Origin of the sequence: Amycolatopsis sp. NPDC102389, assembly GCF_044765885.1 — a bacterium.
Classification (GTDB): domain Bacteria; phylum Actinomycetota; class Actinomycetes; order Mycobacteriales; family Pseudonocardiaceae; genus Amycolatopsis.
The window spans coordinates 37,707-51,718 of the sequence record NZ_JBIWKX010000007.1; the positions used below are offsets into that span (position 1 = coordinate 37,707).

Below are 14,012 nucleotides of genomic sequence, written 5' to 3' on the forward strand. Positions count from 1 at the left end.
GGGCGTTCTCAGGGGCAGAGTGTCCTCCGGCGCTGGTCATGGCATGCGCGGCTGTGCATGCTGTGACAGTGAGCCAGGATCAGGAACACTTCGCCGGTGATGTCCTGCTCAGCCTCGCCCGGAACGGCAGGCTGGTACTCGACGCCGATGAGGCCGAAGCCCGCGTCGACGAGCTTCGGCGGACGCTGGCGTACGGCTACGCCCTCCTCGCCGACCCCGGCTACACCGGCCCCGAGGGCAGGCTCCGCGAGATCCTGGACGAGCTCCCCAAGTACGTCGAGGCGTTTCAGCAGGCCACGAAGTCCTTCACGCCTCGTTGAGGTCTCGTGGAGACTTCGTGAAGAGCTCCTTCGCAGACTGTGTCCCATCCATCCGACTGGGGCCGCGGACAAGCGGAGGGGACGAAGTGGACACGGAAACCCGACAGATCACCGTGGCGGTGCACGCGCCCGATCCGATCACCACGGCGGGCCTGGCCAGCCAGCTGAGCACGCAGCAGGGGATCGACATCCGGGACTGGGAGCGGCGCGCCGAGACCGACGTGCTGGTGTTCGCCGCCGAATGGCTGACGCCGGAGATCGTGCTCTGGCTGCGACGGCTCGCCGCCGAGGACGGCAAACCGGTGGTGCTCGTGGTGAGCCAGATCAGCGAGGCGGAGCTCGTGCCCGCCATCGAATGCCGGGTGGTGGCGGTCCTGCCGCGGTCGGCCACGACCGGCGAGCGGCTGGCGCACGCGGTCCGCGCGGCGGCCACCGGTGGCGGGGTGCTCCCGCCGAGCCTGCTGGGCGAACTGCTCAAGCACGTCGAACGGCTGCAACGCGAGGTGCTCGACCCGATGGGCGTCAACACCGCGGGCCTCACCACACGGGAGATCGACGTGCTGCGGCTGATGGCCGAGGGCAAGGACACCGTCGAGATCGCCGGTGAGCTCAGCTACTCGGAGCGCAGCGTGAAGCACATCATCCAGGGCATCACCGGACGGCTGAAGCTGAAGAACCGGCCGCACGCCGTCGCGTACGCCGTGCGGGCCGGGGTCATCTAGCCCGCCCGCTCAGCTCAGGCGCGGTGCCGCACCAGGCGTTCGGCCGCGACGGCCAGTTCGAGCGGCTGGTCGCGTTCGCGGGCCAGCCACAGGCATTCGCCGTCGGGCTCCCGGCCGAGACAGGCCCGGACCAGATGGCGATTCAGCAGCACCCGTCCGGTCGGCATCGCGGAAGCGAGTTCCTCCAGCGCGTCGAGTGCCCGCCTCGCCCCCGCTCGGTCATTCTTCCGCAACGAGAGTTCGGCGAGATCGGCCCAGGCGATCTCCGTGCCGACGGCGAGTCCGCCGGTGGCGGCGCGCAGGAGTCCGGCGGCGCGGTCGGTCTCGCCCGAGGCCAGCTCGACCCGGGCTTCGGCGATGTCGAGCAGATGCGCCAGCATCGGTGCCGTGGAGCGGGCAGCGGCCAGTAGTTCCTGTGCCGCGGTGAGCCTTCCCTGCGACACCAGGAGCGAAACGGTCGACAGGTGCATCGCGGCGAAGCCGATGTCGTAACCGCGCTGCGAACGGTCGGCCATGCTCCGGTGCGCGAGGTCGATCGCGCGAGCGGGTTGGCCGCGCATGGCCGCGAGCATCGAACGTTCGCTGTCCCGCAGCCCGGTCTCGGGGAAGTCTTCGTCGGCGAGCAGCTTCTCCGCGCGTGCCCGTTCTCCCAGCACGAGCAACGCCGCGACATACGACGTGATCTGGTCGTCCCGGTGCCGCCGGGCCGCCCTCAATGGCCACCGCTCGCGCTCGGTCAGGTTCGCGCCGAACCGTGCCGGGCGGCCGGCCCACAGCTCGGCCAGACCGCCGAAAAGCTCGCCCAGCATCGCGGAAACCGTCGATTCCGTGCGCCAGGAATCGTTCTCCGCCAGCAGATCCGCCGCTTCCGCCCACCGATCCAGCAGACAACGGGCGATCGCGCTCGAGGCCACCGACCAGTCCGGCGGGTTCGCGGCGATCCTCGTCAGCGCGGCCGTGTCGCCGGAGTCGTAGAGCGCGCGGACGGCGACCGACTGGGCTTCCTGCGCGGCGTCGGCGGGGAGCCTGCCGGGGAATTCCTCGTCGTCCACGCGTGCCATCCTGAGCGGTCAGGACGTTCGCGACGGGCTGGACGGCCGGGTCTGGCCCGTATGGCCGCGGGATCCGCCCGAAAGCCGTCAGACCGCCAGCGGGCCGAAGACGAGGGTGCCCGGCGCCTCCGCGTCGTCACCCGCCCAGAACTCCAGCCACAGCGCGGCGAACTCGTCGCGGGACAGCATCCCGTCGCCATCGGAGTCCAGCAGCGGGAAGGTGGCGTCGGTGTCGGTGGGGCATCCGTTCCACACCTCGATCAACTGGTGGTACTCCGCCGCGGAGATCAGGCCGTCGCGGTTCTCGTCGATCGCTTCGAACATCGCGTCGGCGGTGGCGGTCACGGCTTCGGGGGTCTCCGGGAGCTTGTCGACCACCAGCAGGACCTCGTCGAGGGAGACCTTGTCGTCGCGGTTCAGGTCCGAGGCCGCCAGCAACGTCGTCCACCAGCTCAGCATGATGCCGGTCAGCTGCCGCTCGTCACCCGGGCCGCGCCGCCGCGCCCAGCGTTCGGCCAGGGCCCGGAAGTCCCGCTCCACCAGGAAACCGTCGCCGTCGACGTCCATCGCGGCGAAAACGCCCGAGACCTTGCGCCGTTGCAAGTCGCTTGCCATGGTGCGGAACGATAGGACGGACGCCGCAGCGGCACATCTGCCATTCAGGGCCACGGCGATCCACGATCGGGGGACGGCTGTTCACTCTTCAGGGAGAGGTCGGCCACCTTGGCGGGTGCGGGCGAGCGCCACCAGGGATAGGCCACCCCGGACAGTTTGTTGACCAGTATCGCCAGCAGCGCGATGAGGACCACGCCCACCAGCACCGCGACGATCTGCGGAGCGGTGTGCAGGAGGCCGAGCGCGATGATCAAGGTGGTCGCCCCGGCCGGCGGATGGGGGATCTCCAGCGCGGCCATCGCGGCACAGGTGAGCCCCAGCGCGATCGCGGCCGCCCCGATCCTGGGCCAGGAGGGATGTGTCAGGTCCGGGGCGGCGGAGAGCAGCCCGGTGACCGCGAGGCCGGTGAGTCCCGCCAAGACACCGGCCAGATGGCCGAGCACCGTGTTTCGCGGGCTCGCGCCGGGCGCGTGCGGGGTCGCGAACACCAGGAACGCGGTCGGCCCGAGTGACGGGAACAGCAGGGGAGCGCCGGACAGGATCGCGCAGAGCCCGATGACCACGATGCAGCCGAACGAACTCAGTGCGACGTAGGCGGTGCGGCGGATCCTGGTCATTCCCAGCCACGGCGCGGTTCGCGGGTGCCGACACCGCCGGGGGCGCGGCGCCGGTAGACCACGTACGGGCGGAGCAGGTACCGCACCGGCGCGCTGAAAGCGTGCACCAGACGGGAAAACGGCCACAGCGCGAACAACACCATGCCCAGCGCGACATGCATCCGGTAGTCCAGCGGTGCCGACGCCATCAGCTCCGGCTGAGGATCGAGGAGCAGGATGCCGCGGAACCACGGCGCGACCGTCTCGCGGTAGTCGTAGCCGCCGCGGATGCCGTTGTCGACCACGGTGGTCGCCAGTCCGGCGAGCATCACCAGCACGAGCACCACGTACATGTACCGATCGCTGACCGAGGTGGCGCCGCGCACCGCCGGCACCCGGATCCGCCGCCACAGCAGCAGACCGAGCCCGCCGACGGCGACCAGTCCGGCGAGGGTGCCCATGCCGAGCGAAATCAGGTGATAGCCGTGTTCGTCGAGTCCGGCGAACTCGGTGACACCCTTCGGCACGAGCAGGCCGAGCACGTGGCCGCCGATCACCATCAGCAGTCCGATGTGGAACACCGGGCTGGCCACCCGCAGGAGCTTGGCCTCGTGGAGCTGGCTCGACCGGGTGGTCCAGCCGAATTTGTCGTGCCGGTAGCGCCAGATCGTGCCGAAGACCAGCAACGCGATCGACAGGTAGGGCGCGGCGCCCCACAACAGCAGGTCCAGTCCGGAACTCATCGGCCACCTCCGGCGCCGGTGGGGAACGGGTCGAGGCCGACCAGCTCGGCCGGGGGTTCGGCGGGCGGCGGCGCGGGGACGGCGGGCAGCGTGGCCAGCACCGCCGCAACGGCGTCGCGATACGGAGTGTCCATAATGGACATGTTGCGGTGCAGGAGTTCCAGCGCGGGATGGAAACGGGTGAGCACCTGACCGGCGGCGCCGGGCGCCGCCGCGGCGGCGAACTCCAGGATCACGGGCAGGAAATCCGGCAGCTCGTTCTCCGCGGGCGCGAACCCGTGCGTGCGGTAGAACCGGCGCAGGGCGGCCAGTGTCTCGCCGCGGCGGCGGGTGTCGCCGTCGAGAAACCAGCTCAAATGCAGGGTCCGCCGCGGTTTCCGGTCGAAGACCTCGATGTAATGCGACGCCAGCTCGCCGGGATCGCCCTGTTCGAGATAGGCCACCGTGCGGGAGAGTTCGGCGTGGCCGGGGCCGGTGGTCTCGTCGAGACAGGCGCGCAGCAGACCGAGTTTGCCCAGGACGGCTTCGTCGGGATACTGCAGGCACCAGCCGGCGATCTGGCGCACGGCCGCGTGATCCCGCGAGGCACGGGGACGGAGGAGCTTCACGGGTTCTGCCCTCGCAGGGTCGGGAACAGCGCGTCCGGCCGGGCGCCGTCGTCCCAGCTGACCAAGTCCACTGTGGACTCGCCGCCGCCCATGCCCGGACCGCCGTCGCCGTCGAGGCTGCACCGGGTGGCGATGCCCTCCAGATCGTGGGCCTGCCCGACGCCCGCGGTGGGGATGACATAGCGCTCGTCGTACTTGGCCAGCGCGAGCAGCCGGTGCATGGCGAAGATCTGCTCGCCGGTGAGGCCGACGGAGGCCGGGATGTCCTCGTCGGTCTCCTGGCCGAGGTTTACCGCACGCATGTACGACCGCATCGCCGCCAGCCGCCGCAGGGAACGCCGGACCGGCGCGGTGTCCCCGGCGGTGAACAGTTCGGCCAGGTACTCGACCGGGATGCGCAGGGCGTCGATGGCACCGAACAGGTTGTCGCGGTGCTCGCCGTCGTGGCCGCTGCCGCTGACCGCGTCGACCACCGGCGACAGCGGCGGGATGTACCAGACCATCGGCATCGTGCGGTACTCCGGATGCAGCGGCAGCGCCAGCCGGTAGTCGTGGATCAGCTGGTACACCGGGGAACGCCGGGCCGCGGTGAGCCAGTCGTGCGGGACGCCCGCCGCCTCGGCGGCCCGGATCACCGCGGGATCGTGCGGATCGAGCAGGAGATCGAGCTGCGCGGGGTACAGGTCGTGCTCGTCCGCGACGGACGCGGCCGCGGTGACCTTGTCGGCGTCGTAGAGCAGGACTCCGATGTAGCGCAGCCGTCCGACGCAGGTTTCCGCGCACACCGTCGGCTGCCCGGCCTCCACCCTGGGATAGCAGAAGGTGCACTTCTCGGCCTTGCCGGTCTTGTGGTTGAAGTACACCTTCTTGTACGGGCAGCCGGTGACGCACATCCGCCAGCCGCGGCACTGGTCCTGGTCGACCAGCACGATCCCGTCCTCCTCGCGTTTGTACATCGCGCCGGACGGGCAACTGGCCACACAGGACGGATTGAGACAGTGTTCGCAGATCCTCGGCAGGTAGAACATAAAGCTCTGCTCGAACTCGAATTTGATCCGGATCCCGAGTTCGTCACGCAGCTTTTCCGCGATCGGGTCCTTGACGCCGTGTTCGGTCGACCCGCCGAGGTCGTCGTCCCAGTTCGGCCCCCAGGACGGCTGCGTGGGCTCGCCGGTGATGGCCGACCGGGGCGCGGCGGTGGGCACGTCGTCACCCAGCGGCGCCTCGATCAGGGTGGCGTAGTCGTAGGTCCACGGCTCGTAATAGTCGGAGATCTCCGGCAGCTCCGGGTTGGCGAACAGTTTCGCGAGCTTGGTCAGCCGCCCGCCCGCTCGCAGCCGCAGCCTGCCTTTCGCCGTCCGCTCCCAGCCGCCCTTCCAGCGCTCCTGATCCTCGTAGCGGCGCGGATATCCTTGCCCCGGCCGGGTTTCCACGTTGTTGAACCAGGCGTATTCGGTGCCCGCCCGGTTCGTCCATGCCTGTTTGCAGGTCACCGAACAGGTGTGGCAGCCGATGCACTTGTCGAGGTTCATCACCATGGCCAGCTGTGCCATGACCCGCATCAGTAACGCACCTCCTGGGAACGGCGGCGGATCACGGTGACCTCGTCGCGCTGGTTGCCGGTGGGGCCCAGATAGTTGAAGCCGAAGGAGAGCTGGGCGTAGCCGCCGATGAGATGGGTGGGTTTGAGCAGCAGCCGGGTCAGCGAGTTGTGCGTGCCGCCGCGTTTCCCGGTGGCCTCGCTGCGCGGTACGTTCACGGCCCGATCCTGGGCGTGGTAAAGGAAAACGGTGCCCGCCGGCATCCGGTGGGAGACGATCGCGCGGGCCACCACGACGCCGTTGCGGTTGACCGCCTCGATCCAGTCGTTGTCCTTGGCCCCGATGGCCTCCGCGTCCGCCGGGCTCATCCAGATCCCCTGCCCGCCGCGGGACAGCGTGAGCATGTGCAGGTTGTCCTGGTACGTCGAATGGATCGACCATTTGCTGTGCGGGGTCAGATAGCGCACGGTGACTTCGGCGGCGTCACCCGATCCGCCGGAGAGATGCTGTGAGCCCAGCGGAGGCCGGTAGACCGGCAGTGCCTCGCCGAGTTCGTGCATCCAGTCGTGGTCCAGGAAGAAATGCTGACGGCCGGTCAGGGTATGCCACGGTTTCCCGTGTTCGACGTTGATCACGAACGCCGAATAGCGTCGTCCGCCGCTCTCGCTGCCGGACCATTCCGGGCTGGTGATCACCGCCGCCGGGCGCGACCGGGTGTCGGCGAACGTGATCTTCTTGCCTTCGTGTTCGGCGGAAAGATGCGCCAGTTCGGTGCCGACGCGCTTCTCGAGCTCGCGGAAGCCCTGGGTGGCCAGCCGTCCGTTGGTGGTGCCCGAAAGCGCGAGCACGGCGTCCGCGGCCTTGATGTCGGTGTCGATCAGCGCCTGCCCCTGCGCGGCGCCTGTCGTCGCGACGCCGTTCTTCGCGCGCAGCCAGTTCACTTCCTCGCCGACGTCGTAGGTGAGGCCCTTGCTGGTGGCGCCCAGCTTCTCCAGCAGCGGCCCGAGCGCGCCCAGTTTCGCCGCCACGGCGGGATAGTCACGTTCGACGACGGTCAGCCGCGGCATCGTGACACCCGGGATCGGTTCGACGTCGCCGTCACGCCAGTCTCGGACGACCCCGCCCGGCTGCGCCGTTTCGCCGGGGGTGTCGTGCGTCATCGGGGTGGCGACGAGGTCGTTGCGTACGCCGAGATGCTTCTCGGCGAGCCGGCTGAACCGTTTCGCGATGGTGTGGAACGCCTCGAAGTCGGTGCGGGTCTGCCACGGCGGATCGACGGCGGCGTTGAACGAATGCACGAAGGGATGCATGTCCGTCGACGAGAGGTCGTGCTTTTCGTACCAGGTCGCGGCGGGCAGCACGAGATCCGCGAACAGGGTCGTGCTGGTCATCCGGTAATCGATTGCCAGCATAAGATCCAATTTGCCGACTGGGGTGGTGTCGTGCCATTTCACGGATTTCGGCCGCGCGTCCGGCGGGGCCTCGTCGCCACGCAGGTTCGCGTCGGTGCCGAGCAGATGGCGCAGGAAGTATTCGTGCCCCTTGGCCGACGAGCCGAGCAGGTTGGACCGCCACACCGTGAGCACGCGGGGCCAGTTCTCCGGCGCGTCCGGATCCTCGGCGGCGAACCCCAGCTTCCCTTCGCGGAGCTGGGCGGTGACGTGGCGGACGGGGTCGAGCCCGGCTTCCTCGGCTTCGTCCACGAGGTCGAGCGGGTTGCGGTCGAAAGTGGGGAAGGACGGCATCCAGCCCAGCCGCGCCGACTGCGCGAGCGTGTCCGCGGCGCTGGTCCCGGCGAGTTTCCCCGGCGCCAGCGGGGAAACCAGTTCGTCGTTGCGCAACGCGTCGTAGCGCCATTGGCCGGTGTGCAGGTACCAATAGGCGGTCCCGATCATCTGGCGCGCGGGCCGCACCCAGTCCATCGCGCCAGCCAGGGTCTGGTGCCCGGTCAGCGGCCGCACCTTCTCCTGCCCGACGTAGTGCGCCCAGCCGCCGCCGTTGCGGCCCTGGCAGCCGGTCATCGTGAGCAGCGCCAGGAAGGACCGGTAGATGGTGTCGGAGTGGAACCAGTGGTTCGTGCCCGCGCCCATCAGGATCATGCACCGGCCCCGGGAGGCCTCCGCGGTTTCGGCGAACTCCCTGGCGATGCGGGTGACCCGCTCGGCCGGGACCGAGGTGATCTCCTGCTGCCACGCCGGGGTGCACGGCTCCGCCGGGTCGTCGTAGCCGGCGGGCCACCGGCCGGGCAGATCACCGCGCCGCACGCCGTACTGCGCCATCAGCAGGTCGAACACCGTGGTGACCAGCCGCCCGCCCTGTTCCACGGCGGGCACCCCGCGCCACAGGACGCCGTCGGTGTCGAATCGCGGGAGGAGCACCTCGACGCCCTGGTGACCGGGATCGGCGAGCAGGCTCAGCCGGGGCACGACGTCGCCGAGATCGAGGTTCCAGCGGCCCTGGTCGTGTTCGTTCCAGCGGAAGCCGACGGAACCGTTGGGCACGACCGGTTCCCCGGTGCGGTCGTCGACCAGCACGGTCTTCCAGTCCGGCTCGGCGCCGGTGTCGCCCAGGTCGGCGGCGGTGAGGAACTTCGACGGGACGTACGCGCCGTCCCGTTCGGTCAGCGTGACCAGGAAGGGCAGGTCGGTGAAGCGGCGGACGTAGTCGGTGAAGTACGGCACCTGCCGTTCGGCGAAGAACTCGGTGAGGACGACGTGTCCCATGGCCATCGCCAGCGCGGCGTCGGTGCCGGGATGCGGGGCCAGCCATTCGTCGGCGAACTTGGTGTTGTCGGCGTAGTCGGGGGAGACCACGACGACCTTTTGGCCGCGATACCGCGCTTCGGCCATCCAGTGCGCGTCCGGTGTCCTGGTCACGGGGACGTTGGAGCCCCACATCATCAGGTACGCGGCGTCCCACCAATCCGCGGATTCCGGCACGTCGGTCTGGTCGCCGAACACCTGCGGCGAGGCCACCGGCAGATCGGCGTACCAGTCGTAGAACGAAAGCATCGGAGCGCCGATCAGCGCCATGAACCGGGAGCCGATCGCGTGCGAGACCATGGACATCGCCGGGATCGGCGAAAAGCCGGCGACCCGGTCCGGGCCGTACCGGGAGATGGCGTGCACATGGGCGGCGGCGGCGATTTCCGCGGCTTCGTCCCAGCTCACCCGGACCAATCCGCCCTTTCCCCTGGCGCGTTGATAAGAAAGCCTCTTCATCGGGTCGTCCATCACCGAAGCCCAGGCGACGACGGGATCGCCGTGCTGTTTCAGCGCGTCCCGGTACATTTCCACCAGTACGCCTCGCGCGTACGGAAAACGCACTCTGGTCGGCGAATAGGAATACCAGGAAAAGGAGGCGCCGCGTGGGCAGCCGCGTGGTTCGTACTCCGGTTTGTCGGGGCCGACGGAGGGATAGTCGGGGTCCTGGCTCTCCCAGGTGATGATCCCGTCCGAGACGTAGACGTTCCAGCGGCAGGAACCCGTGCAGTTCACGCCGTGCGTCGACGGGACCACCTTGTCGTGGCTCCAGCGATCGCGATAGAACACGTCGCCTTCCCGGCCGCCGGTGAGGTGGACGGAACGCAGATCCGCGGAACTCTCCGCGCGGGTGAGATAACGGCCGAGGCGCAGCAGGGCGGTGGTCGCCGCGCCTTCGCTGTGGTGGTTTTCGGAACCGTTTCCGTTGGCTTTTCGTGGCGAGCGCACGCTCGCGACCTCCCGACTCAAGTCGTGAATGAGGCAGACAGCGCGAACAGGACGAGCCGAGTCTGTCCGGGGAACAAGGCGATGTTAGCGGCATCGCTCACCGGTTGTCCTTTGGCGAAGGTGATCATGACTGTTGATCACTCGAAAAGACCAGCAAGTCAAGGTGTTGGTAATGGCGGGGTAAGTGCCGGTAGAAATCCGATTATTCCGGTCGGTCGGGCGATCGAAATATGCGTTGCCGCGAATTGCCGGAATCGGACGCCGTGCCGGATGCGGATTCGACGCCGGGCGAACCGGAAAACGCCGGAACAAGTAACGACGTACCCTGAACAGGGCCGAAAGTATGTATAACGTCTTACCCGCCACGCGGGCGGCGAGAGATGAGTACGCCGCTGTCGGGGCCCTCAGGTACGGTCCCGCTCGTGGACTTCCGGGATTTCGACGGCATCAAGGTGCGGCGGCCTTCGGTCGAGCGCGACGACCTCGAAAGCGAACCCGCCGTGTTCAACGGCGATTTCGACTTCGACTCCGTCCAGCTCGACGGTGGTGAGCAGGACGGCGCCCGCGGTGGCGGCGAGATCGCGCGTTCCCTCGTCTCGGACGTGAGCCTGGCGAACGCCCGGCTCGACCGGTTGACGCTCTCCGACGTGGTCCTCGAAGGCGTCGACCTGTCCAACGCGGCGATCCGCGAACTGTCGGCCCGCCGGGTCGAAATCCTGCGCTGCCGGGCGATCGGGCTCGGGGTGGCGATCACCTCCGCCACCGATCTGTACGTCGAGAACTCGCGGTTCGACTACGCCTCGGTGACGGTCGAGCGGGTGAAGGGCTCGGTCGTGTTCTCCGGATGTTCGTTCCGGGAGACCGTGTTCTCCGGCGACCTGTCCCGGCTGACCTTCGTGGACTGCGAGTTCATCGAAACGGAATTCGCGGCGACCGCGGCGGTCGGCTGCGATCTCCGCGGCTCGCGCCTGTCCGGCGTCCGCGGTCTGCTGACCTTGCGCGGCGCGAAGATCACCGCCGAGCAGGCCGTCTCGATCGCGGGGATCCTCGCGACCGAGAGCGGCTTGTCGGTTCAGCCCTCGGGGTAGAAGACGAAGAGCGTGCACCCGGTCGCCGACGCGGGCACGTGCCATGAACCGGCCGGAGCGTGCAGGAAGGTTCCGGCCGGATAGTCGCGCGCGCCGTCGTTGAAGGTGCCGGAGACGACGAACACCTCTTCGGGGCCCGGTTCGTGGACGTCGCGGTGCGGCCACGAGGTGCCGGGATCCATTTCCAGCAGATTCGCGTGCGCGCCGCCCGCTCCTGTCCACAGTGGACGGAGGCGGATTCCGGGGAAGAGCTCGCGCGTGGGGGATTCCTTGACAGAGACGGAAGTGTAGCCCTCTTGGGCGAGGATCTCGGAGTGCATGAACCCATGCTGCCGTGGCCTCCGGGCCGCCGGACAGTGTCAGGGAAGACACCATGGGGTACTTTCCTGCCATGCATCGCGTGAGGGCACTGGTGCGGCCGGTGCAGTCGACGTTCGAACTCGGGATCGCCGCCGAGGTCTTCGGCACGGAGCGGGCCGGGGTGCCGCGGTACTACGAATTCGACGTCTGCACGGAGAAACCCGGCCCGGTGCCGACCACGGCCGGGTACGCGATGTCCGTGACGCGGGGCCTTTCCGCGCTGGCGGACGCCGACACCGTGCTCATCCCCGGCTGGTCCCCGGTCGAGGCACCGCTGACCGCCCCCGTGCGCCGGGCGCTCCTGCGCGCGCACGCCAGGGGAGCGCGGCTCGTCACCATCTGTTCCGGTGTCTTCGCGCTGGCCCGCACCGGGCTGCTGGACGGCAGGTCGGCGACCACGCACTGGGCGCGCGCGGCTCAGCTCCAGGAGGAGTTCCCGCTGATACGGGTGGAGCCGGACGTGCTCTACGTGGACCACGGCGACGTCGCAACGAGCGCAGGGGCGGGCGCGGGGATCGACCTCTGCCTGCACCTCGTCCGGCGTGACCACGGCGCCGCGCATGCCGCCCTCGTCGCCCGGCACATGGTCATGCCGCCGCATCGCGACGGCGGTCAGGCACAGTTCGTCCCGGCCCCGCCGCCCGGCGACGAGCTGGACGGTCTCCTCGAATGGGCGGGCACCCGCCTCGGGACGCCGTTGTCGGTGGGCGATCTCGCCGCGCACCTCAACGTCTCGCCGCGCACGCTGGCCCGGCGCTTCGCCGATCAGCTCGGCACCACGCCGGGGGCATGGCTGCTGACGCGCAGGGTGACCGAGGCGCGCACCCTGCTCGAGGAGACCGGCCTGGCGGTGGAGGTGATCGCGGCCCGCGTCGGACTGACGTCGGCCGTGAACCTCCGCCGCCGCTTCCGCGATCAGGTCGGCACGACGCCGGGTGCGTACCGGCGCGCGTTCCGGGGCACTGTTTCGCCTTGAGCGGAACGGCGCGCGCGGGCCCCGGCCCGGTGTCACGATGACCGTATGGCGGACATCCTCCCTTTCCAGCAGAAGCGTCCCGAACCGGAACCGCTGTGGCGTGACGTGCTGGGCCGGAGCCTGCGCGCCGCGAGGGAGGAGCAGGGCGGCCGCCTCGTCGACGTCGCGGAACGCGCCGGGATCTCGCCGCAGTACCTCTCCGAGATCGAGCGCGGCCGCAAGGAGCCGTCGAGCGAGATGATCGCCGCGGTCACCGGCGCGCTCGGGCTCGACCTCGCGGAGCTGCTCTTCGGTATCGCGGGCACGATCAGCCGGGGCGGCAGCACGGGCCTCGCGGTCGGCCGCCGCCCGCGAGGGCCGGTGCTGATGGCCGCTTAAACGCGTTCGTCGAGGACACGGTCCGCGAGCCCGTAGGCGACGGCGCCCGCCGCGTCGAACACGCGGTCCCGGTCCGTGTCGTGGCGCAGGTCCGAGACGGCGCGGCCGGTGTGGGCGGAAAGGATCTCCTCCAGCTGCGTCCGCACCCGCACGACCTCGTCGGCCTGCAGGATGAGGTCCGGGATGGTGCCGCGACCCTGCGCCGCGGGCTGGTGCAGCACCACCCGTGTGTGCGGCAGCACGAACCGGTGCCCGGCCTCGCCGGCGGCCAGCAGGATCGCGCCCGCCGCGACGGCCTGGCCGACGCAGGTCGTCGCCACCGGCGCCTTGATGAAGCGCATCGTGTCGTACAGCGCGAGCATCGCCGAGGGGTCGCCGCCCTCGGTGTTGATGTAGAGGTTGATCTCCTGCTCGGGATTGTCCGCCTCCAGGTACAGCAGCTGCGTGATCAGGGCGTTCGCCACGCCCGAGTCGATCGCGGTCCCGAGGTAGATGATCCGTTCCGACAGCAGATGCGAGTAGACGTCCATGATCCGCTCGCCGCCGGGGCTGCGGGAGATGACGTTGGGGATGGTGTAGGTGCTCATGCGCCCGCACCCCTTTCCGTGCCGAGGCCGAGTTTGTGGGTGCGGACGGGGACGAGCTGGTCGAGGCTTTCGACGATGTGGTCGATGAAGCCGTACTCGCGGGCCTGCTCGGTGGTGAACCAGCGATCGTGGAGGGAATCGGCGAAGATCCGGTCGATGGGCTGCCCGGTGTCGTCGGCGATGAGCCCGAGCACCGTGTCCCGCGTGTAGCGCAGATCGTCCGCCTGCACCTCCACCTCGACGGCCGAGCCGCCGATACCCGCCGAGCCCTGGTGCATCAGGATCCGCGCGTGCGGCAGGGCGAAGCGTTTGCCCGGGGTGCCCGCGGAGAGCAGGAATTGCCCGGCGCTGCACGCCAGCCCCAGCGCGAGGGTGGCGACGTCGCACGGCACGAGCCGCATCACGTCGCGGATCGCCAGCATCGAGGGGACCGAACCACCGGGCGAATGGATCCACAACGCGATGTCCTTGCGTGGATCCTCACTCGCCAGCGACAGCAGCTGGGTGGTGAGGACCGTCCCGTTGTCGTCGTCGAGCGCGCCGTCGAGGACCAGCACGCGCTGGCTGAAGAACCGTTCCCGTTGCCGTTGGTCGAAGAGTGGCTGCTTCTCGTAGTCGGTCATGCCCCGACCATGCCGCCGGAGCCCGGCCGCCCGCCGGTTTCTCTGCTGTGAGCGGATCAGCCCACAGCAGGGCGTTCATCCATAAAGGACGTA

15 protein-coding genes are annotated in these 14,012 nt (G+C 69.4%); 5 read left to right on the top strand and 10 right to left on the bottom strand.

Annotated elements, in window-relative coordinates; translation table 11 throughout:
* Positions 1-68 precede the first annotated feature (68 nt).
* Together ACIRGA_RS08835 and ACIRGA_RS08840 are read left to right on the top strand one after the other, a co-directional pair.
* Positions 69-320: a hypothetical protein gene (locus ACIRGA_RS08835; RefSeq protein WP_400938324.1), complete on the top strand. Its 252-nt coding sequence runs from the start codon at positions 69-71 to the stop codon at positions 318-320.
* Positions 321-406: 86 nt separating this feature from the next.
* Positions 407-1,042 (top strand): response regulator transcription factor, encoded by a 636-nt coding sequence (locus tag ACIRGA_RS08840; RefSeq protein WP_400938326.1) that lies wholly within the window; start codon positions 407-409, stop codon positions 1,040-1,042.
* A 14-nt stretch (positions 1,043-1,056) separates the two neighbouring features.
* Here the strand turns inward: ACIRGA_RS08840 and ACIRGA_RS08845 are convergent, their stop codons facing one another.
* The 7 genes from ACIRGA_RS08845 to ACIRGA_RS08875 all read right to left on the bottom strand — a co-directional run bounded on the left by ACIRGA_RS08845 (position 1,057) and on the right by ACIRGA_RS08875 (position 9,907).
* Positions 1,057-2,094 carry a hypothetical protein gene (locus ACIRGA_RS08845; RefSeq protein ID WP_400938328.1) on the bottom strand — a complete coding sequence of 346 codons (1,038 nt, stop codon included), beginning with the start codon at positions 2,092-2,094 and terminating at the stop codon, positions 1,057-1,059.
* Between the two features lie 87 nt (positions 2,095-2,181).
* Positions 2,182-2,709 (bottom strand): EF-hand domain-containing protein, encoded by a 528-nt coding sequence (locus ACIRGA_RS08850; protein WP_400938330.1) that lies wholly within the window; start codon positions 2,707-2,709, stop codon positions 2,182-2,184.
* Between the two features lie 44 nt (positions 2,710-2,753).
* Positions 2,754-3,326 carry an HPP family protein gene (locus ACIRGA_RS08855; RefSeq protein ID WP_400938333.1) on the bottom strand — a complete coding sequence of 191 codons (573 nt, stop codon included), beginning with the start codon at positions 3,324-3,326 and terminating at the stop codon, positions 2,754-2,756.
* Complete coding sequence (gene narI / locus ACIRGA_RS08860) at positions 3,323-4,048, bottom strand: respiratory nitrate reductase subunit gamma (protein WP_400938335.1); 726 nt, start codon at positions 4,046-4,048, stop codon at positions 3,323-3,325. The genes ACIRGA_RS08855 and narI overlap by 4 nt, the downstream gene beginning before the upstream one ends.
* A complete protein-coding gene (gene narJ / locus ACIRGA_RS08865; RefSeq protein ID WP_400938337.1) occupies positions 4,045-4,656 on the bottom strand; it encodes a nitrate reductase molybdenum cofactor assembly chaperone in 612 nt (203 codons plus the stop codon). The genes narI and narJ overlap by 4 nt, the downstream gene beginning before the upstream one ends.
* Positions 4,653-6,218, bottom strand: a complete 1,566-nt coding sequence (narH, locus tag ACIRGA_RS08870) for a nitrate reductase subunit beta (protein ID WP_400938339.1) — start codon at positions 6,216-6,218, stop codon at positions 4,653-4,655. Before narH ends, narJ begins: the two co-directional genes overlap by 4 nt.
* On the bottom strand, positions 6,218-9,907 hold the full coding sequence (locus tag ACIRGA_RS08875) for a nitrate reductase subunit alpha (protein WP_400938340.1): 3,690 nt from the start codon (positions 9,905-9,907) through the stop codon (positions 6,218-6,220). Before ACIRGA_RS08875 ends, narH begins: the two co-directional genes overlap by 1 nt.
* Before the next feature lie 422 nt (positions 9,908-10,329).
* On the opposite strand from ACIRGA_RS08875, the gene ACIRGA_RS08880 reads away from it, so the two are divergent.
* Complete coding sequence (locus ACIRGA_RS08880) at positions 10,330-10,995, top strand: pentapeptide repeat-containing protein (protein WP_400938341.1); 666 nt, start codon at positions 10,330-10,332, stop codon at positions 10,993-10,995.
* Here the strand turns inward: ACIRGA_RS08880 and ACIRGA_RS08885 are convergent.
* Positions 10,980-11,315, bottom strand: a complete 336-nt coding sequence (locus ACIRGA_RS08885) for a cupin domain-containing protein (RefSeq protein WP_400938342.1) — start codon at positions 11,313-11,315, stop codon at positions 10,980-10,982. The two genes, ACIRGA_RS08880 and ACIRGA_RS08885, sit on opposite strands and share 16 nt — an antisense overlap.
* A 71-nt stretch (positions 11,316-11,386) precedes the next feature.
* Here ACIRGA_RS08885 and ACIRGA_RS08890 point away from each other — a divergent pair, with 71 nt between their 5' ends.
* Positions 11,387-12,331, top strand: coding sequence for a helix-turn-helix domain-containing protein (locus ACIRGA_RS08890; RefSeq protein WP_400938345.1), 945 nt, complete (start codon positions 11,387-11,389; stop codon positions 12,329-12,331).
* A 45-nt stretch (positions 12,332-12,376) separates the two neighbouring features.
* Positions 12,377-12,709: a helix-turn-helix domain-containing protein gene (locus ACIRGA_RS08895; RefSeq protein ID WP_016335567.1), complete on the top strand. Its 333-nt coding sequence runs from the start codon at positions 12,377-12,379 to the stop codon at positions 12,707-12,709.
* On the opposite strand, the gene ACIRGA_RS08900 is transcribed toward ACIRGA_RS08895, so the two are convergent.
* Entirely contained in the window at positions 12,706-13,296 is a 591-nt protein-coding gene (locus ACIRGA_RS08900) for a ClpP family protease (protein WP_400938347.1), read from the bottom strand. The two genes, ACIRGA_RS08895 and ACIRGA_RS08900, sit on opposite strands and share 4 nt — an antisense overlap.
* A complete protein-coding gene (locus tag ACIRGA_RS08905) occupies positions 13,293-13,919 on the bottom strand; it encodes a ClpP family protease (RefSeq protein WP_400938349.1) in 627 nt (208 codons plus the stop codon). Before ACIRGA_RS08905 ends, ACIRGA_RS08900 begins: the two co-directional genes overlap by 4 nt.
* Between the last annotated feature and the right edge of the window lie 93 nt (positions 13,920-14,012).